This is a genomic window from Cobetia sp. ICG0124 (genome assembly GCF_004006355.1).
In the GTDB taxonomy this organism is placed as follows: domain Bacteria; phylum Pseudomonadota; class Gammaproteobacteria; order Pseudomonadales; family Halomonadaceae; genus Cobetia; species Cobetia marina.
The window spans coordinates 421015-439881 of record NZ_CP024893.1 but is presented as its reverse complement, the minus strand read 5'-3'; the positions used below and the strand labels follow the sequence as shown (position 1 = coordinate 439881).

General features: G+C 62.9%; 16 protein-coding genes and 1 pseudogene. 11 read left to right on the top strand and 6 right to left on the bottom strand.

Translation table 11 applies throughout. The features are described 5' to 3' along the window. Window positions 1-65 precede the first annotated feature (65 nt). A complete protein-coding gene (locus CU110_RS02080) occupies window positions 66-437 on the bottom strand; it encodes a diacylglycerol kinase (protein WP_077378057.1) in 372 nt (123 codons plus the stop codon). A gap of 292 nt (window positions 438-729) precedes the next feature. Between CU110_RS02080 and nhaB the strand changes: the two genes are divergently transcribed. Together nhaB and CU110_RS02070 are read left to right on the top strand one after the other, a co-directional pair. After that, a complete protein-coding gene (gene nhaB, locus CU110_RS02075) occupies window positions 730-2262 on the top strand; it encodes a sodium/proton antiporter NhaB (protein ID WP_077378054.1) in 1533 nt (510 codons plus the stop codon). A gap of 175 nt (window positions 2263-2437) precedes the next feature. After that, on the top strand, window positions 2438-3415 hold the full coding sequence (locus tag CU110_RS02070; protein WP_077378051.1) for an MDR family oxidoreductase: 978 nt from the start codon (window positions 2438-2440) through the stop codon (window positions 3413-3415). Window positions 3416-3731: 316 nt separating this feature from the next. On the opposite strand, the gene dacB is transcribed toward CU110_RS02070, so the two are convergent. The 3 genes from dacB to CU110_RS02055 all read right to left on the bottom strand — a co-directional run bounded on the left by dacB (window position 3732) and on the right by CU110_RS02055 (window position 6152). Next, the gene (gene dacB, locus CU110_RS02065; protein ID WP_084207856.1) at window positions 3732-5186 is read right to left on the bottom strand and encodes a D-alanyl-D-alanine carboxypeptidase/D-alanyl-D-alanine-endopeptidase; all 1455 of its coding nucleotides are present in this window, start codon (window positions 5184-5186) and stop codon (window positions 3732-3734) included. Between the two features lie 179 nt (window positions 5187-5365). Then, window positions 5366-5695, bottom strand: a complete 330-nt coding sequence (locus CU110_RS02060; protein WP_077378046.1) for a multidrug efflux SMR transporter — start codon at window positions 5693-5695, stop codon at window positions 5366-5368. A gap of 4 nt (window positions 5696-5699) precedes the next feature. Continuing rightward, a complete protein-coding gene (locus tag CU110_RS02055) occupies window positions 5700-6152 on the bottom strand; it encodes a PACE efflux transporter (protein WP_077378043.1) in 453 nt (150 codons plus the stop codon). Between the two features lie 102 nt (window positions 6153-6254). Between CU110_RS02055 and CU110_RS02050 the strand changes: the two genes are divergently transcribed. Further along, the gene (locus tag CU110_RS02050) at window positions 6255-7181 is read left to right on the top strand and encodes a LysR family transcriptional regulator (protein WP_084207855.1); all 927 of its coding nucleotides are present in this window, start codon (window positions 6255-6257) and stop codon (window positions 7179-7181) included. 6 nt (window positions 7182-7187) lie between these two features. Here the strand turns inward: CU110_RS02050 and CU110_RS02045 are convergent, their stop codons facing one another. Further along, the gene (locus tag CU110_RS02045; protein WP_084207854.1) at window positions 7188-7877 is read right to left on the bottom strand and encodes an SAM-dependent methyltransferase; all 690 of its coding nucleotides are present in this window, start codon (window positions 7875-7877) and stop codon (window positions 7188-7190) included. Window positions 7878-8077: 200 nt separating this feature from the next. Between CU110_RS02045 and CU110_RS02040 the strand changes: the two genes are divergently transcribed. From CU110_RS02040 to CU110_RS02005, 8 genes and pseudogenes are all read left to right on the top strand, one after another. Then, window positions 8078-9958 (top strand): beta-ketoacyl synthase, encoded by a 1881-nt coding sequence (locus CU110_RS02040; protein WP_127736646.1) that lies wholly within the window; start codon window positions 8078-8080, stop codon window positions 9956-9958. Between the two features lie 17 nt (window positions 9959-9975). Further along, on the top strand, window positions 9976-10485 hold the full coding sequence (gene coaD, locus CU110_RS02035) for a pantetheine-phosphate adenylyltransferase (RefSeq protein WP_077378212.1): 510 nt from the start codon (window positions 9976-9978) through the stop codon (window positions 10483-10485). 10 nt (window positions 10486-10495) lie between these two features. Then, window positions 10496-10753 (top strand): YfhL family 4Fe-4S dicluster ferredoxin, encoded by a 258-nt coding sequence (locus tag CU110_RS02030; protein WP_077378030.1) that lies wholly within the window; start codon window positions 10496-10498, stop codon window positions 10751-10753. Window positions 10754-10783: 30 nt separating this feature from the next. Further along, window positions 10784-13651, top strand: a pseudogene (locus CU110_RS02025) (MASE3 domain-containing protein); the annotation flags it as partial. 22 nt (window positions 13652-13673) lie between these two features. Continuing rightward, window positions 13674-14987 carry an MATE family efflux transporter gene (locus CU110_RS02020; RefSeq protein ID WP_240665528.1) on the top strand — a complete coding sequence of 438 codons (1314 nt, stop codon included), beginning with the start codon at window positions 13674-13676 and terminating at the stop codon, window positions 14985-14987. A gap of 22 nt (window positions 14988-15009) precedes the next feature. Then, window positions 15010-16320 (top strand): short-chain fatty acid transporter, encoded by a 1311-nt coding sequence (locus tag CU110_RS02015; RefSeq protein WP_084207851.1) that lies wholly within the window; start codon window positions 15010-15012, stop codon window positions 16318-16320. Window positions 16321-16344: 24 nt separating this feature from the next. Beyond that, entirely contained in the window at window positions 16345-16869 is a 525-nt protein-coding gene (locus CU110_RS02010; protein WP_077378016.1) for an acyl-CoA thioesterase, read from the top strand. 31 nt (window positions 16870-16900) lie between these two features. Then, on the top strand, window positions 16901-17251 hold the full coding sequence (locus CU110_RS02005; RefSeq protein ID WP_127734409.1) for a methylated-DNA--[protein]-cysteine S-methyltransferase: 351 nt from the start codon (window positions 16901-16903) through the stop codon (window positions 17249-17251). 9 nt (window positions 17252-17260) lie between these two features. Here CU110_RS02005 and CU110_RS02000 read toward each other — a convergent pair whose 3' ends face one another. Then, a complete protein-coding gene (locus CU110_RS02000; RefSeq protein ID WP_084207849.1) occupies window positions 17261-18712 on the bottom strand; it encodes a PLP-dependent aminotransferase family protein in 1452 nt (483 codons plus the stop codon). Between the last annotated feature and the right edge of the window lie 155 nt (window positions 18713-18867).

Below are 18867 nucleotides of genomic sequence, written 5' to 3'. Positions count from 1 at the left end.
GGCAGGAAGTCTGCCGGCAGCGGGAGATCCGCTGACGGGCGGGAAGAGTGGGGAGGCGATATGCCCTATCCGAACAGCTTGTCGTAGAGCAGCGTGCCCCAGGTCAGGCCCGCGAAGATCAGACCGAGCATCACCGCTGCCGAGCCCATGTCCTTGGCGCGCCCGGACAGTTCATGAAACTCCGGGCCGATGCGATCGATCGCGCACTCCACCGCGGAATTGAGCAGCTCGACCATCAACACGATCAGGATGGAGCCGACCAGCAGCAGCCACTCGATGTGCGATTCCCCGATCCACCAGGCGAACGGCAAGAGTAGCGCGCACAGGATCAATTCCTGCCGGAAGGCTTCTTCATTGCGCCAGGCCGCCTTGAGCCCCTTGAGAGAGTAACGCGCGGAGTGCTTGAGGTGGGTCAGGCCGGTATGCCGTGATTTCATCTTCGGGTCTCGTGCAGACGCAGCACGGTGGCTGCAGAGGCCGATCTTTCAATCGGACGATGACGTTTACCAAAAACACGTCTCGGGGAGAGCTGCCAGCACACCGGCTGGCGACCTCGCAGCGCTAGCTGCGCGGTTTTCACGACCAAAGGCTACCCGAGACCTCATCACCGAGCATGCTCTAATACCGCCAGGCGCTCGATGACGGCGGCGATGATAGCAAAGCCCGCGATGTTGCGGCATTGCCGATACTGTCATCCAACAACAACAAGTCAACGCCCGGGAACTGCCCATGCCTTCCTCATCTCACGACACACGCCAGACACTCGGTCACGGACTGGCGCGCAACTTCCTCGGCCAATCGCCGCGCTGGTACAAGCAGTTGATGTGCCTGTTCCTGATCACCAATCCGCTGCTGCTGTGGTTCAGCGGCCCTCAGGGTGGGGTGATCGTCGGCTGGCTGTTGCTGGGCGAGTTCATCTTCACGCTGGCCATGGCGCTCAAGTGCTACCCGCTGCAACCCGGCGGCCTGCTGGCGATCGAGGCCGTCGCCATCGGCATGGCCTCCCCGGATGCCATCATGCAGGAGATGGAGCGCAATCTGCCGGTGATCCTGCTGTTGATGTTCATGGTGGCAGGCATCTACTTCATGAAGCCGTTGCTGCTCTATACCTTCACCAAGATCATTCTCGGCGTGCGCTCCAAGACCTGGCTGTCGCTGATGTTCTGTCTGGCCAGCGCCCTGCTGTCCGCCTTCCTGGATGCCTTGACCGTGACCGCGGTGATCATCGGTATCGCGGTGGGCTTCTACTCCGTCTATCACAAGGTGGCGTCAGGCAAGAATTTCGATACCCAGCATGATCACGCCAACGACATCAGTGTCGAGGCGATCCATAGCGAAGATCTCGAGGACTTCCGTGGTTTCCTGCGCTCGCTGTTGATGCATGGTGCCGTCGGTACCGCGCTGGGGGGCGTCAGCACCATGATCGGCGAGCCGCAGAATCTGGTGATCGCCAAGGCCGCCGAGTGGGATTTCCTGTCCTTCTTCCTGCAGATGGCCCCCGTCACCCTTCCCACCTTCTTCGCCGGACTTGCGCTGTGCGTGCTGCTGGAACGCGGCCGCTGGTTCGGCTATGGCCAACGCCTGCCTGCCAGCGTCCGCCGGATTCTCGAGGACTATGATCGCCACCAGGATGCGCGCCGCACCCCGCGCGAGCGCGCAGCGTTGATCGTGCAGGGGGTGGTGGCCATCCTGCTGGTCCTGTCACTGGCGCTGCATCTGGCCGAGGTCGGGCTGATCGGGCTGGCGGTGATCATCCTGTTGACCGCCGGCAACGGCATCACCGATGAGCATCAGATCGGACGCGCCTTCCAGGAAGCGCTGCCCTTCACGTCACTGCTGGTGGTGTTCTTCACCATCGTCGCCGTCATCCACGAGCAGCATCTGTTCCAGCCCTTCATCCAATGGGTGCTCAGTCTGCCGATGGAGGACCAGGCGGGGGCGCTGTTCCTCGCCAACGGACTGCTGTCCGCCATCTCGGACAATGTCTTCGTGGCGACGGTATACATCACTCAGGTAAAGAACGAGTACCTGGCGGGCAACATCAGTCGTGAGCATTTCCATGCGCTGGCGGTGGCGGTCAACACCGGCACCAACCTGCCAAGCGTGGCGACCCCCAATGGTCAGGCGGCGTTCCTGTTCCTGCTCACCTCGGCCATCGCCCCGCTGGTCCGGCTGTCCTACGGGCGCATGGTATGGATGGCGCTGCCCTATACCGTGCTGATGACCCTGGTCGGCCTGGCCACCGTGCGCAGCTTCATCTGATCAGCGGCCCCGGTTGCGGCCCCGGTTGCGTCAGTCTCATCCCAATGTCGAGGTCTCGGGACTTCCCCGCGGCGTCGCTTGCAGGCACTGTGAGACCGAGCGTCTCACGCCAGACGCCCTGACACCTTCACGCAGGAAGAGCGCCAACACCAACGCCAATCACGAGGAGACTGCCATGTCCCGCGCACTGATGCTGCACGACGAGACCCCACGCGCCCGAGTCGTCGAACTCTCCGATGATCAGCTACCCGACCTGCCTGTCACGGTGGCCATCGAGCGTTCCGGCCTCAATTACAAGGATGCGCTGGCCATCACCGGCCGTGGCAAGATCGTGCGCGAGCTGCCCTTCGTGCCGGGCATCGATTTCGCGGGACGTGTCGAGGCCTCCGATTCGCCGGACTTCCAGCCAGGCGACGAGGTCATCCTGACCGGCTGGGGCGTGGGCGAGCGTCATTGGGGCGGACTGGCCGAGCGCATGCGCGTCAAGCCCGAGTGGCTGGTCAAGCGCCCCGCGAACCTGAGCGCCGAACAGGCCATGGCCTTCGGCACGGCGGGCCTGACTGCCATGCTGTGCGTGATGCGTCTCGAAGAGGCCGGCCTGACGCCCCAGCAAGGCCCGGTGATCGTCACCGGTGCCACTGGCGGGGTCGGCAGCTGGGCAGTGCAGATGCTGGCCGAGCAGGGCTTCGAGGTCCACGCGGTCAGCGGCAAGGCCGAGCAGCGTGAGTGGCTCGAGTCACTGGGTGCGAGCGAGGTCCATCTGCGCAGCGATTTCGAGGAGAAGGGCCGTCCGCTGGAGAAGAGCCGCTGGGCCGGTGCCGTGGATACCGCCGGTGGCCAGGTACTGGCCAACCTGCTGGCGCAGATGCATTACGATGGCAAGGTGGCGGCCGTGGGACTCGCGGCGGGCGCCGACCTGCCCACCAGCGTGATGCCATTCATCCTGCGCGGCGTCTCATTGCTTGGCGTCGACAGCGTGATGATCAATGCCGAGCGTCGCCAGCAGGTGTGGCAACGCCTGGCCGAGGTCTCCAGCGAGCTGCACGCGCGGATGCAGCTGGAGACGGTGGGACTGGATGACATCGCGGCACGTGCCGAGGCCATGATCGACGGCAACATCAGTGGCCGCGTACTGCTGGATCCCGCCCGCTGACATGCCGGCGCGCACCACGAATCGCAGCCGATCACGGAAAAAATGCGTCATTGCCTCGAAAATTGCGCCAAGTCATTGATTGTTGCGGTGCAATACGCTGTTTGAGGTTAGCCAAGGCGGCCTCACGACGCTATGCTCTAGGCATCTCGTTACGCCCTGTCGAGCGTCCCGAGTGCCCTCCCCTCAGCCATGCCGGGCGTGTGGAGGATCACCCCGCCTTCGGGCGGGGTTTTTTGTGCCTGTCACACAGGCCATGAAGACGAAAGCCCCCGCCAGCTGGCGGGGGCTTTCGTGTCATGCAGTCACGGCCGATGGATCAATTGCGCTCGATCATCGCGGTCAGGTCCTCCGCGACCGGATCCAGCACCTGCGGCCAGGAAAGATACGGCACGGCGGCACGCCCGTTGACCATCACGGCAAAGGCTCCCCAGCGGCCTGTCTGGGTGCGGAAGTAGCCCGAGATTGCGCGCACCGGCACAGGATTGTTGAGCGTTCCCGTCTTGACCATCACGTGATTGCGGAAGGTCTCGCTGCCGCGCCGAATGAAGCGCATCGGACCATTGGCCGGTGCCTGAAGCCCAGCAACGAAAGTGGGGAACAGGGCCGGACGGTGGTACATGCTGTCGAGCAACGCGATCAGACCATTGACGCTGGTACGGTTCTGCGAGGTCAGACCACTGCCTGAATACAGCGTCAGCGGGCCGTGACCCGGGATCGCGCTGGCGAAGGTCTCAAGCTTGGCGCCTCCCTGACGCAGCGTGGCCTGACTGCCACCGACCAGTGCCAATGTCAGCTGGTCGGCCATGAAGTTGTTGGAGTAGTTGAGCATCCGCGTCAACAGCTCCTGCATCGGCTTGCCCTCGACACTCCCCAGCTGTACCGCACTGGAAGGCGGCGCCGTGGTGGTGGTGTCCACGCCGCCCGTGACCGCGATGCCGGCACGCGCCAGCATGTCGCGCATCAGCTCGCCGGTATACAGCGCCGGATTGGACACGGCACGGTAGATGCTGCGCGGCTGGCTGTCGGCGGCGATGGTGCCACTGACGACCAACGTATCGCGCCCGTTGCTGGTGGTACGCCGCGCATTGAGGGCATTCTTTCCGCCGGCCGCGACGGTGGTGACCTGATTGTCGAAGATCTCGGTGGGCTGGGTCGTGTCACAGCTGGCAAGTCGCGCCGGCGCCTGACTGCCCGCCCCCGGCATCACCTTCACGCACCAGCTGGCATAGTTGCTGGCCGCTGACGACAGCAGCGCATCATAGGCGTTGCTCGAGCGACGCGAGGCATTGCAGCGATCGGTACTGATGCATGGCACCGGCCCGAAACGCCACTGACTGACCAGCAGGCGTCCCTCGATGCGCCGGATGCCTCTGAAGCGCAGCTCTTCGGTCAGGCGCCACAGTTCTTCACTGGTCAATGCCGGGTCACCACTGCCCTCGAGCACCAGATCGCCGGTCAACACGCCGTCATTGATCGAGCCCGTGCTGCGCAGACGTGTGGAGAAGCGATACTGCGGCCCGAAACGGTCCAGCGCCGCGCCAGCGATATAGAGCTTGGACAACGATGCGGGCGTCAATTGCAGGCCGGGATCGACCGAGGCCAGCGTCTCGCCGGTGTCCAGCATGCGAGCCTGGGCACTGACGATGAAGCCCTTGTCAGCCAGGCGAGTGAGGTTGTCGAACCCGGCTGCCTGCGCCGGCCCGGTCGCCACCAGGGTAGCGCCGGCGGCGATGGCCAGTCCGCGCAGCGAGCGCGTGAAGCGCAGCGGCATTCCCGACACCGCGGGGTGTGCCGCTGCCTTGAACGGGCGAAGCAGTGAAGAGAGCAACGTGGGCAGCAACGCAGGTCGCGCAGAGGTTGGTGCAGTGCGAAGTAGAGGCATGAGGCATCCAGTGACGTCGTCGGTGAGCATCCATGTCACAGCCGGATTGGCGCCGTGATGCCTCTAGCTTAATGAGGAGTGGCGCTGGAAAACAGATGCAGGACGGCAACTCCCCCCACGATCATCGCCAGACCCAGGATCGCCGGCAGGTCCGGCATCTCGCGATAGACCACCGCGCCGAACAGGGTGACCAGCACGATCCCCAGTCCAGACCACACCGCATAGGTGACGCCCAGCGGCAGGTCCCGCAGCACCAGCGTCAGAAGATAGAAGGCGATGCCGTACCCCACCACCACGATCAGGCTGGGGCCGAGTCGCGAAAAGGACTCGGAGGCCTTGAGCGCACTGGTCGCGATGACCTCTGCCAGTATTGCCAGCGCCAGAAAGACATAACTCATCGACTCACCTCATGGAATGTGGTGACGGGTGCTTCCGCTCACGGGCAGCCTTGCGTGCCAGCAGGCGGGTCATGACCGCGTCGAACAGTGGATTGAAGATCATGGCCCAGACAAGGAAGAAGGCCACGAAACCAAGGTCCAGCAACAGTGCCTGCCATAGCCCGATCTCCAGCCAGGCCGCGACGAGGAAGACCGTCACCAGCACCAGCCCCAGCTCGAAGCCGAGTGCCTGGGTGATGCGCTGAAGCATATTGCGCTGGCGAGTCGGTACCCAGCGGTCGAACATCCAGTTCCAGACCGTACTCCAGATCACGGCCAGCGTGGACATCACCACGGCCAGGCTCCCCATGCTCGCCAGATCATGCCCCGTCAACATGGCGGACAGCGGGGCCACGATCAGAATGCCGCCCAGCTCCAGCAACCCAGCTTGTGCCAATCGCTCTTTGTTGGAACGCATGGCTGTGCGAGGTGGATATGTCAGGCATTCTAGAGGTCATGGAGATGGATGAAAGTTAGTATCCATCTAGTATTCAGATGGATCGAGGCAAGAGGCAAGGCAATGAACTGGACACTGGAACAGCTGACGACGCTGCGTTGCGTGGCGGAAACGGGGTCTTTCTCTGCCGCGGCACGTCGTCTGGGCCGTGCGCAGTCCGCCGTCAGCACCGCCATCGCCAATCTGGAGATGGACCTGGGCTGCGAACTGTTCGATCGCACCCCGCGTACCCCCATCCTGACACCTGCAGGCAAGGCACTGCTGCACGAAGCCAATAGCGTACTGGTGCAATGCCAACGCCTGGAGGCCCGTGCACGCACCCTCAGCGAGGGCCTGGAAGCCAGCCTGACTTTGGCGATCGATGAAGCGCTGGTGGAGATGCCACCCGTGATGGAAGTACTGGAAAAGATGGCGGTGCAGTATCCGACACTGACACTGAATCTGCTCAATGGGGCTCAGGATGAAGTGGCGCGCTGGGTGGAGCAGCACGAGGCCAACCTCGGCATCCTGTTCTGCCAGCCGCTCTGCGCCATGGCACTGGAGCGGGAGGCTCTGGGACGACTGGAGCAGGTGCTGATCGTCGCCCGCGACCATCCCCTGGCACAGCTCGAGAGCCCGACCCACAGCGATCTGGCGGATCACCGTCAATTGATGATCGGTCAGCGTCAGCAGCTGGGCCCCGGCCAGGAAGCTCCTCGTTCACAGCGTTTCTGGCAGCTCAACAGCTTCTATGCCATGGCGGAACTGACGACACGTGGCCTGGGCTGGGCACAGGTGCCACGCCACATCGCCCATTACCCGCCCTTCCAGAAGCGGCTGGCGATACTGGACCTGAGTGCACTGGGCGCCACCGCCGATATCGATATCGAATTGATCTCGCGACGTGACAGCCCCCGCGGCCCTGCCGCCAGCTGGCTGCGCCAATCACTGCGCGACACCTTCCGTGACAGTCACGCCGCCATCGCCAACCAGAACCTGCCGCCGGCATGACACGCCTCACACCTGCAGGGGGTAACGCTCAGGCGTGTGCTCGAGCTGGCATTCAAGGCGCCACAGCGCCTGACCGGACTCATGATACTTGCGCTCGAAGTGGGTCAGATAATCGCCGTGCGGGACAAAGGCCTCTGCCGTCACCTCGACACCGGTGGCATGACCGATGGCCTGAGCGAATTCCAGTGCGTAGATCTGCCAGTTGGTGCGCAACTCGAGCCGACCGCCCAATGCCATGATGATCGGAAATACCGGATGGCCTTGCCAGCGCATCTTGAGGTGACGCGCCTTGGGATAGGGATTGGGATACAGCAGGGTGTGATGAGCCGGCGCCCAGCCTGCCGCCAGTGCGAGACGCCAGAAATCAACGAGATCAGCACGTACCAGCAACGCGTTGTCCGGAAGCTCGCCGTGCTTGCGAGTGAGGCGGTCCTCGCTGCGATCGACCCCGATCACCGCATGATCCGGATGGGCCAGTGCCAGCAGGCGGGTCGAGCGCCCGACGCCACAGCCGCTGTCCAGCCACAAGGGCTTGTCCTGTTCCGCCAGCCAGCGTTGCGCCTGTTCAAACGCCTCACGCGTGTGCTCCGCGACTGGCTTGCGAAGCGGATTTGCCATCGCACGGCGTACGCGCCGCTCGATGTCCTCGTGGGGGCCGGTCTGGGGAGAGTCGATCTGACGGGAGTTGGCGTACATCGGAATTCCGGTGGCAGGCGAGCAGAAAATGGACGAGGGAATTCTAGCAGATTCCTCTGGGTGCATGACGCCTGTATTGAGGGGGTGTTATCATCGCGGCATCATTTGGACGAATGCCCGCAGAGGCGTCGCCCAGACCAACGACTCACAGCATTTTTCACGAGGAAAGCGGCTTGTCACACTTACCGGTGATCGTCGGCATGGGCGGAGTCAACGCCGCCGGCAGGACTTCGGGTCATCAAGCCTTCCGGCGCACGGTGCTCGAGACTCTGTCGGAGACGGACCGCCAGGAGACCCTGCTGGGCCTTGCATCGCTCATGAATCTCGCCCGCTGCGACGAGCAGGGTCAGTGGTTCGATGCCGAAGGCCAGCCCGCCGAGCCACAGGCACTCGCGGCTCGTCTGGAAGAGCAGGTACTGGCACATTCCCTGATTCGTCGCATCGAAGACGAACGCTTCAATGACGCCGGGATTCCCGCCAACCGCCAGTCACGCCTGACGTTGACCGAGGACCTGAGCTTCACCCTGCGCAGCCGCCAGCTGCCGGAGCAGCCACCCGCCGCGTGGCAGATCCGCGAGCTGGACAATCGTCGCGTCGAAGTCACGGTACCGGCAGGCGAATTCGATGTCCTGCTGCCGGACAACCGCAGGGCACTGGTCCGCGCCGCCGGTCAGCTGCCCAGCGGCTTCGCGCCGGAGCAGCTCTACCGCAGCGTGCATCACCCTCGCGGCCTGTCGATGACGATCTTCGGCGCCAGCGATTGCCTCGGCGACAGCGGACTTGACTGGGACTCGCTGCGCGACAGCCTCGACCCCGACGACATTGCCGTCTATGCCGGCAACTCGATCGGCCAGATGGACACTGAAGGCTGGGGCGGACTGATGAAGTCCTTCGTGGCCGGCGAGCGCGCCACCTCCAAGCAGATGCCGCTGGGCTATGCCCAGATGCCGGCCGACTTCCTGAATGCCTATGTGCTTGGCAATGTCGGGGGAGCCGGTGCCGCGATGGGTGCCTGCGCCAGTTTCCTCTACAACCTGAAGCTGGGCCTGAATGACATCCGCAGCGGACGCCGTCGCGTGGTGATGGTAGGCACGGCGGATGCGCCCATCACGCCGGAAGTCATTGAAGGGTTCCGCAGCATGGGAGCGCTGGCCGATGACGAGAGCCTCAAGGCCCTCGATGCGCTGGAAGTCCTCACTGACAGCGATTACCAGAAAGCCTGCCGTCCCTTTGCGCGCAACTGCGGTTTCACCATCGCCGAAGCGACCCAGTTCGTGATTCTGATGGCGGACGAGCTGGCGCTGGAGACCGGCGCTCGCATCCTGGGCAGTGTCCCGGATGTCTTCGTCAATGCGGATGGCTGGAAGCGGTCCATCTCGGCACCGGGCGTCGGCAATTACATCACGCTGAGCAAGGCGGTGGCGCTGGCGCGAGACATCGTCGGCGATGAAGGCGTACGCCAGCGCAGTTTCGTGCATGCACACGCCACCTCCACACCGAAGAACCGCACGACCGAATCCCATGTGCTCAACGAAGTGGCGCGGGCCAACGGTATCGAAGCATGGCCTGTCGTGGCGGTGAAGACCTTCGTCGGCCACAGCCAGGGCAGCGCGGCGGGTGATCAGACGGTCTCGGCACTCGGCAGCATGACCACCGGCATTCTGCCGGGCATTCCGACGCTGGATGCCATCGCCGAAGACGTGCATCACAGCCATCTCGACATCCGACGCGAAGCTCGCGAATTCTCGGCCGATGTCGCCTTCATCAATGCCAAGGGATTCGGTGGCAACAACGCCAGCGGCGTGGTGCTGTCGGCCGATGTCACGCTGAAGCTGCTGACAGCGCGACATGGTGACGACGCCCTGGCGGCCTGGCGTGAGCGCAGCGGCCTCTGTGAGCAGCGTCGGGCGGACTATCTGGACAAGGCGCAGCGCGGTGAATTCACGCCGACCTACCGCTTCGGCGAGGGTGTGCTGGAAGGGCCGGAGCTTGAGATCACTGATCGCGAGATCCGCATTCCGGGATACGCGAAAGCCGTCTCTCTCAAGGTCGACAACCCCTTCGGGTCACTCTACCGCTGATAGAGCACGAGTTCGTCATGCCCAAGAACATTGCCGTCTACCCCGGCACCTTCGATCCGATCACCAATGGCCATACCGACCTGATCGAGCGTGGTGCTCGCCTGTTCGACAAGGTCATCGTCGCGGTAGCCTACAGCCCGAGCAAGCAACCCGCCCTTCCACTGGAACTGCGCATCGAGCTTGCCCGACAGATTCTCTCGCATCTCGACAATGTCGAGGTCATCGGCTTCAGTTGTCTGCTGACGGAGCTGCTGGAACAGCAGAATGCGCGTATCATTCTGCGCGGCCTGCGCGCGGTATCCGACTTCGAGTACGAGCTGCAACTGGCCAACATGAACCGGGCACAGGCGCCGCACGTCGACAGCCTGTTCCTGACCCCGGAACTGCAGAACTCCTATATTTCATCGACCATCGTGCGCGAAATCTCGCGACACGGGGGTGATGTGTCGCGTCTGGTGCACCCGATAGTGGCCGAGGCTCTTGCCAGCCACTTCAATCCGCCCGGCGCCGACACCGCCACAAGCTGAGGACACCACCATGGCCCTGATCATCACTGATGAGTGCATCAACTGCGACGTCTGCGAGCCGGAATGTCCCAATGGCGCCATCTCGCCGGGTGAAGAGATCTATGTCATCGACCCGGACCTGTGCACCGAGTGCGTCGGCCACTTCGATGAGCCGCAATGCCAGCAGGTCTGCCCGGTTGACTGCATCCCGCTCGACCCGGCCAACAAGGAAAGCCAGGAAGAGTTGATGGAGAAGTACCAGATCATCACGGCAGCGCTGGGCAACTGACCTGCACCTGCCCCCCTTCACGCGCACGGAATGCACATGTCATCACGCCAACTGCCGTCAGCCCTGAAAATGCCAGCCTTCAAAGCCCATACTCCACTTCCCGCCTCGGGATTGGTCGGTCTGGCCGGAATGCTGGTCTTGATGGTGCTGCTGATCCTGCTGCCACGCCCCGATATCTTCACGTCAGTCGCGCAATACCTCATCCCGCATTCACTGCTTGAGATCGGTGCGGTACTGGTCGCCTCGATGGCGGCCATCTCCATCTTCCAGGGCCATCGCAGCACGGTCCCCGTCAGCTTCGTGGTGATGGGCTGTGCCTTTCTGCTCTCGGCCTTCTTCGACCTGATTCATATCTTCAGCTATGACGGCATGCCGAACTTCGTCAGTGAGGCGTCGGTACAGAAAGCCATCCACTTCTGGCTGGCGGGGCGGACGGCCTTCGTCGTGGCGCTGCTGGCACCCTGCCTGATCACCTCACGCCCGATGACGCGCCGCCGGCTGCCACTGGCGTTCGTCTTGACGCTTGTCATTGGCCTGCTGGTCAGCTGGGTAGGGCTCTATCATCTTGACTACCTCCCCGCGACCTTCATCCCCGGAAGCGGCCTGACGGCGTGGAAGATCGGTTACGAATGGGTACTGGCGATCGGATCCCTGATCGCCGCGATCCTGCTGCTCAGCTCCCGACGTCTGCCCGAGGGCACCAACATCAGCTGGCTGGCCGTCGCCGCGCTTGCCACTGGCCTCTCGGAGCTCTGCTTCACCCTGTATGCCACTGCCCACGACGTCTTCAATCTCCTGGGGCACCTGTACAAGGTGGCCGCCTACGGCATGCTCTACCACGCCATCTATTCCTCACGCCTGGTCTACCCCTACCAGCGACTCAAGGACATGAGCAGTGCGCTGGCAGAAGCGGAACAGCGCTGGCAGTTCGCGCTGGAAGGTTCAGGCGCCGGTGTCTGGGACTGGAAGCAGGACAGCGATCAGGTCTTCTACTCTCCGCAGTGGAAAGCCACGCTGGGCTATGAAGAAGAGGACATCGGCAGCAGCTTCGACGAATGGAAATCGCGCATACACCCTGACGACATGCAGCGGACGCTGGAAGACCTCAAGCAACACTTCGAGGGGCACAGCGTCGAGTACCGCAACGAGCATCGCATGCTGACCCGCAGCGGCGAATGGAAGTGGATTCTGGATCAGGGAAGAGTCGTCGAACGCTCACCGGACGGTCGACCATTGCGCATGATCGGCACTCACAGCGATATCGACTGGATCAAGGAACAGCAGCAACGCCTGATCACCAGTCGGGCACGGCTGCGCTCCATCTACCATTCGGCCCCCGTGGGCATCATCGTGGCAGATTGCAGCGGCACCATCGTCGATGCCAACTCCGCCATGCACAACCTGCTGGGCAGAGGTGAAGCCGAGCTCTTCCAGCAGTCCCTCTGGGGGCTGTTCTCCCTCGAGGAAGTCAGTCGCCTGAAGCGTGCCTGGGGGCAACTCCAGCGCGAGGGCGGCAACTTCCAGGACGAATACCACATGCAGACCGCGCGCGGGCATCTGTTCTGGGCGGAAGTCACCCTTACTCCGCTTGAAGGCGAGGATCGCACCCTGGTACTGGTCAACAACATCGAGGACCGTCGCCGCGCCATCGAATTGCTGGAGGAGAACGCGACGCTCTATCAGGAAGTCTTCAGTACCGGCAACGCCATCAAGCTGCTGATCGACCCGGAACTGGCTGAAATCATCGATGCCAACCCGGTCGCCGCCGATTTCTACGGCTACAGCATCGGTGAGATGTGTGGCATGCCCCTGGGACGCATCAACGTGCTGGCAAGCCAGACGCTCTCGAAGCGCATCCGTTCGGTGGTCAACCGTACTGACAACCACTTTGAAGCCAGCCATCAGCTGGCCAACGGCGAACTGCGTGACGTCGAGATCTTCACAGGCCCGGTTGACCTCAATGGCCGCACCCTGCTGTTTTCGATCGTGCACGACATCACGGATCGCAAACGCGCGCAACGAGACCTCCAGATCGCCAATCTCAAGCTGTCGCGCCTCTCGGAAAGCCGCACCCAGATCCATCATCTTTCGGAACGCCTGTTGACCTGCTCACGACTGGACGAGATCGTCACCCAGCTCAATGTGCGCCTGCCCAGCCTGTTCGCCGGCTGCGAGGGCACGCTGCAACTGGCAGATCCGGCGGATCACCAGCAGAAGACACATATCCAGTGGGGGACGGCTCCCACGGAAGTCTGCGTACTCAATCACTCACTGAGCGTCGGGGATACGGTGATCGGTAACTTCACGCTGCAGATCCCCTCTGACAGCGAGAGTCAGGAGCACCTCCGCCCGCTGGCAGAGGACGTCTGTCAATTGATCATGCTGGCGCTGGCTGACCTGCAACTGAAACAGGGGCTGGCCCATGAGGCACGTCGGGACACCCTCACTCGACTCTACAATCGCCGGCATCTGGATGAAGTGCTGCCACAGAAACTGGCAGAAGCCAGCATCGGCAACCCCCTTTCACTGGTAGTTCTGGATCTGGACAACTTCAAACAGGTCAACGATACCTACGGTCATGAGATGGGGGACCAGGTTCTGTCTCGCCTCGCCAGCATCATCCGCGAGTCGCTGCGCAGCTCGGATGAAGCCTGCCGTTATGGTGGGGAAGAGTTCGTCATTCTGATGCCGGGGGCCAGCGCTGCCGTGACACGCGCACGCGTCGAAGCCATCCTTGAAGCCTTCCGGGAAGAAAGTTTCGAGCATGACACCCTGGGACAGCTGACAGGGCTGAGCTTCTCCGCCGGCGTCGCCAATGCTCCCCACGACAGTCAGTCGACCGACACGTTGTTCAGCATGGCCGACAACGCGCTCTATCAGGCCAAGCGCTCGGGCCGTCAACGCGTTCTGTGCTTCAACAATCTGCCCCCCACCTCGCACCGACCGCCATCTCTGGCAGCTCGCCTGGCCGATCATCCTTTCCAATATCTCGGTGCCGTTGCTCGGACTGGTGGATACCGCCGTGGTCGGGCATCTGGAAGATGCGATCTATCTGGGTGCCGTCACGCTGGGCGCGGTGCTGTTCAGCTTCCTTTATTGGGGCTTCGGCTTCCTGCGCATGGGCACGACCGGCATGACGGCCCAGGCACATGGCCGTGGCGATCACGACCGGCTGCGAACGCTGCTCGGACAGGGCATTCTGCTGGCACTGGCCATCGGCATGCTGCTGATGCTGCTCGGCTCGCCGCTCATTTCGCTGGGCCTGGGCTTGATGGAGGCCAGCGAGACCACTCGCGCACTGGCCCATGACTACGCCAGCATTCGCCTGTGGTCGGCACCCGCCGTACTGATCAATTACGTGATACTGGGCTGGTTTCTGGGCCTGGGGAATTCACGGGTGACGCTGGGTATCCTGGTGCTGACCAATGTGCTCAATATCGTGCTGGATCTCGCCTTCGTCCCAGGCCTGGGGATGACCAGTGATGGCGTGGCCCTGGCCAGTGTGATCGCGGATTACTGCGGGTTGGCGGCCGGCCTGTGGCTGGTGTCACGTCAACTCTCCCGCATGCCGGGTCACAGTGATCGCGCCGCCCTGTTATCACTGTCCGCCTGGAGCGTACTGATCCGCGTCAATCAGCACCTCTTCGTGCGCACCCTGTGTCTATTGGGCGCCACGGCCTATTTCACGTCCCAGGGAGCCAGCTTCGGGGACGAGACTCTGGCGGCCAATGCCGTGCTGCTGCAATTCGTGATGATCACGTCCTACGGGCTCGATGGTTTCGCGCAGGCTGCTGAATCCGAGGTCGGCCGCGCCGTGGGACAGGGAGACTGGCAGCGCTTCACTCGCAGCGTCAGGGCGGCTACGCGCTTCTCGTTGGTCACTGCCGCCGCCGCAAGCCTGCTGCTATGGCTCCTTGGCCCGCAGATGATCGCCCTGCTTACGGACCTGCCCGAGGTACGACAACTGGCAATCACCTATCTGCCCTGGATGGTCGCCATGCCGTTGGTGGCCGTATGGAGCTACCTGCTGGACGGGATCTTCATCGGTGCCACGGCGACACGTGAAATGCGCAATACGCTGGTGGTCTCCCTGCTGGCATTCATCGGACTGTGGCCCCTGCTCGAGAGCTTCGGAAATCATGGCCTGTGGCTGGCGTTCCTGCTGTTTACCAGCGTTCGTTCTGTCGTGCTCGGCGGCTACTATCTGCATCATCGCCGTCACCACTGGCGCTGAAAAAAGCCACAGGGAGCATCACATGCTGCAATCGCTATCCCGGCCAGCCGTCAAGCTGGTCGAGCGCTATCTACCTGACCCCTATATCTTCGTATTGCTGTTGACCGTCGTCGCGGCCGCAGCCGCCATGCTGATCGAGCAACGCTCCCCCGCCGAGGTAATGCGCTACTGGGGCGATGGCTTCTGGAATCTGCTGACCTTCTCCATGCAGATGCTGCTGGTATTGATCTCGGGGTTCATGCTCGCCAATACGCCGCCGGTGAAGAAGGGCCTGGCCAGCATCGCCTCGCTGGCCAGAACGCCTGGCAGTGCCATCATGCTGGTCACCTTCGTCTCGCTGATCGCCAGCTGGATCAACTGGGGCTTCGGACTAGTGATCGGTGCACTGTTCGCCAAGCAGCTGGCCAAGATGATCAAGGTGGATTACCGGCTGCTGATCGCCAGCGCCTACTCAGGTTTCGTGATCTGGCATGCGGGCATCTCGGGCTCGATTCCGCTGACCATCGCCACCGCGGGCCACTTCACCGAGGAGAGCATCGGCATCGTGCCCACCTCGGACACCATCTTTGCCTTCTTCAATATCGCCATCGTCGCGGCGCTGCTGCTGATCATGCCGCTGGTCAATCGCGCCATGATGCCCTTCGAGAAGGAAAGCGTGTACGTGGATCCGGCCCTGCTGGAGGAAAAGCCCACCGAGATCAGCGACCAGCCTCGTCCCGCCGAGCGTCTCGAGAACTCACCGATCCTCGCCTGGGTCGTGGGGCTGTTCGGCCTCGCCTGGCTGGTGGATCACTTCGTGATTCGTGGCGGTGGCCTGAATCTCAACGTGATCAACTTCAGCTTCCTGTTCCTGGCCATCGTGCTGCATAGCACGCCGCGCAAGCTGCTGGACAGTCTGAACGAGGCCATCAAGGGCGGCGCCGGTATCGTCATCCAGTTCCCCTTCTATGCCGGCATCATGGCCATCATGGTGCAGTCCGGACTGGCGACTACCCTCTCCGAGGGATTCGTGTCGATCGCCAGCGCCGAGAGCCTGCCGTTTTGGTCCTTCATCAGTGCCGGTATCGTCAATCTGTTCGTACCTTCCGGTGGTGGGCAGTGGGCGGTTCAGGCACCGGTCATGATTCCTGCCGCCCAGGCATTGGGTGCCGACCTGCCACGCGTCGCGATGGCCGTCGCCTGGGGCGATGCCTGGACCAACATGCTGCAGCCTTTCTGGGCACTGCCTGTCCTGGCCATCGCGGGCCTGAAGGCCAAGGACATCATGGGGTTCTGTCTGGTGCAGCTGCTGGTGACCGGTATCATCATCTCACTGGGGCTGACCCTTCTATGAGACTCGCTCATCAAGGATTCCTGCATGAATGACACCCAGCCTGATCAGGCCACCCTCAATGACGCCCTCCCCGGTCAGCACCAGTTGATCATGACCGAGTTGATGACACCGGACATGGCCAACTTCAGCGGCAAGGTGCACGGTGGCGCTATTCTCAAGAAGCTGGATGAAGTCGCCTACGCCTGTGCCAGCCGCTACAGCGGCAGCTACGTCGTCACTCTGTCGGTGGACCAGGTGCGCTTCAAGCAGCCGATTCACGTCGGCGAGCTGGTGACCTTCCTGGCCTCCGTCAATCATGTCGGCCGCTCCTCGATGGAAATCGGCATCAAGGTCGTCGCCGAGTCCATCCAGGGTCGCCTGATTCGTCATACCAACAGCTGCTACCTGACCATGGTCGCGGTGGATCCGGACGGCAATCCGGTTCCGGTGCCGCCACTGAACCTGGAAACCCAGGAGCAGAAACTGCGCTTCCACAAGGCCGCGATTCGCAAGAAGCTGCGCAAGCAGGCCGAGGAAGAGGAAAAGCGCCAGGAATCGATGGAATTCTGACGACGACGAGGCAGGGCAATCACTGCATGCAATGCTCGGTGCGCGCCTGCTGGCACTCTGCGAGACTCCACAGACGAGCCAGGCGCTCTTCATCGAGCTGCCGCTGGATGTCCGCGGTACCGCATTTCAGCTGCGTGTCTGGCAGCAACTGAATACCACCCTGAGCGGCGAGACCCTGACCTACCGGCAACTGGCTGAAGCTCTGGGGCGACCCACTGCCAGCCGCGCCGTCGCCAATGCCTGCGGTGCCAACCCCCTCGCCCTGCTGACGCCCTGCCACCGCGTGGTGCGTGGCGATGGTGGTCTCGGTGGCTATCGCTGGGGAGTGGAACTCAAGCAGGCAAGGCTGGCTCAGGAGGCCGAATCCTCCGGCAGATCATGAGGCCCGCGGCTAGAGCGTCGTGCAACGCAACGGCGGCGGGGCATGCAGCACCTCACGGACGATCTCCAGGGCCCGCGTCAGGACCTCACGACTCTCGGCGGCACTCAGGCACAGCCGCAATGCCTGTGGTGGAGGTTCATTGCCGACACAGAAAGGCTCGGCACTGGTGACATGTACCCCGCGCCGAGCCAATGACTCGACCACAGCCTGGCTACGCTGCCCTTCGGGTAGCACCAGCCACAGATCGAACGATGAAGGCCGCGAAGAGAGCGTCCACTCCCCCAGCAGAGTACGTGCCAGTCGCTGGCGCGCCCGCATCTCCTCCACCTGCCAGTCCACCAGCTGTGTCGCATTGCCACTGGTCAGCCAGGCGCAGACCGTTTCCATCAGCAGCGGTGCCACCATCCAGCTGTGACTGCGCAGCACCGCGCCAATCCGGGACAGCACTTCCACCGGGGCGCGCAATACGCCCAGACGCAGACCGCCAGCCAGCAATTTGGAGGTACTGAAGACATACAGGGTGCGCTCAGGTGCCATCTGATAGAGACGAGTCCCGCACTCCTCCCTCGGCAGATACTGCACGCCGTCTTCCAGAATCCAGAAATCGTGCTGGCGCGCAAGGGCAACCAGCGCCTCTCGCCGTGCGTGGGACAGCTGCGCCGCCCCCGGATTGTTCTGCTCGGCCATCACGTAGACCATCCTGGGCACCTGCTGGCGACACAGCCGCGCCAGAGCCTCGACATCCATGCCCTCCTCATCCAGCGGTACTCGCAGCAGCTTCAGGCCCCGCTCAGCACTCGCGGCGATCAGTCCGGGGTAGGTCAGCGCTCCCGTGACCACCGCCTCTCCGGGGGCCAGCAAGGCCGACAGCGCGAGAGTAATGCCATTCTGCCCTCCCTGCGTCAGCATCAGCTCCTCGGGGTCGACCGGCATGCCGAGCTCGCTCATCCAGCTCGCCAGCAATTGGCGATGACTGCCCACCCCGAATTCATTCTGGTATTCGACACTCCGCACCAATGCCTCGGGGGAGTGGCTGATCGCGGTCAGCGCCGCCGCCATCCCCTGCTGCCGCGCCGGATGCGGCGGTGGCAGGCTCATGGTGAGATCCATCACACCAGAGGATGCCGAAAGGGAGTCATCCGACTCCGCCGCGATCCCGAATGATGGCCTGGCATGCAAGGCATGTCCGAAGCGCCTGTCGGGCACAGGCCCCGCGCTGACCGGCGCATTGACGTAGGTTCCGCTCCCCACACGCGCCCTGACCAACCCATGTCGCTCGGCCTCGGCATAGCCGCGTGTCACGGTACCGATCGTCACGCCCAGCGCATCCGCAAGTCGGCGTTGCGGCGGCAGTCGCTCATCCTCCTTGAGCAGGCCTGAGGCGATATCGAGGCGGATGGCCTCCGCCAGCGCACGATAGCGCGGCAGGGTGGGATCAAGTGTCGGAGTCCATATTGTCATGGTGACAAAAAACCTGTTGACGGTAATTGTCATCAGATTATGCTCAAAACATGGCACCAACAAGCCATAAAATGCTGGAACGTGCCGACATCCATCACAATTGCACCCATACAATAATGCGGCATCACGCCAACGCCCCACACGCTGAAGGACAC

Coding starts and splice junctions, on each gene's coding strand:
- CU110_RS02080 (WP_077378057.1), bottom strand. CDS start 437: ATGAAATCACGGCATACCGGCCTGACCCACCTCAAGCACTCCGCGCGT.
- nhaB (WP_077378054.1), top strand. CDS start 730: ATGCCTTCCTCATCTCACGACACACGCCAGACACTCGGTCACGGACTG.
- CU110_RS02070 (WP_077378051.1), top strand. CDS start 2,438: ATGTCCCGCGCACTGATGCTGCACGACGAGACCCCACGCGCCCGAGTC.
- dacB (WP_084207856.1), bottom strand. CDS start 5,186: ATGCCGCTGCGCTTCACGCGCTCGCTGCGCGGACTGGCCATCGCCGCC.
- CU110_RS02060 (WP_077378046.1), bottom strand. CDS start 5,695: ATGAGTTATGTCTTTCTGGCGCTGGCAATACTGGCAGAGGTCATCGCG.
- CU110_RS02055 (WP_077378043.1), bottom strand. CDS start 6,152: ATGCGTTCCAACAAAGAGCGATTGGCACAAGCTGGGTTGCTGGAGCTG.
- CU110_RS02050 (WP_084207855.1), top strand. CDS start 6,255: ATGAACTGGACACTGGAACAGCTGACGACGCTGCGTTGCGTGGCGGAA.
- CU110_RS02045 (WP_084207854.1), bottom strand. CDS start 7,877: ATGTACGCCAACTCCCGTCAGATCGACTCTCCCCAGACCGGCCCCCAC.
- CU110_RS02040 (WP_127736646.1), top strand. CDS start 8,078: ATGGGCGGAGTCAACGCCGCCGGCAGGACTTCGGGTCATCAAGCCTTC.
- coaD (WP_077378212.1), top strand. CDS start 9,976: ATGCCCAAGAACATTGCCGTCTACCCCGGCACCTTCGATCCGATCACC.
- CU110_RS02030 (WP_077378030.1), top strand. CDS start 10,496: ATGGCCCTGATCATCACTGATGAGTGCATCAACTGCGACGTCTGCGAG.
- CU110_RS02015 (WP_084207851.1), top strand. CDS start 15,010: ATGCTGCAATCGCTATCCCGGCCAGCCGTCAAGCTGGTCGAGCGCTAT.
- CU110_RS02010 (WP_077378016.1), top strand. CDS start 16,345: ATGAATGACACCCAGCCTGATCAGGCCACCCTCAATGACGCCCTCCCC.
- CU110_RS02005 (WP_127734409.1), top strand. CDS start 16,901: ATGCTCGGTGCGCGCCTGCTGGCACTCTGCGAGACTCCACAGACGAGC.
- CU110_RS02000 (WP_084207849.1), bottom strand. CDS start 18,712: ATGACAATATGGACTCCGACACTTGATCCCACCCTGCCGCGCTATCGT.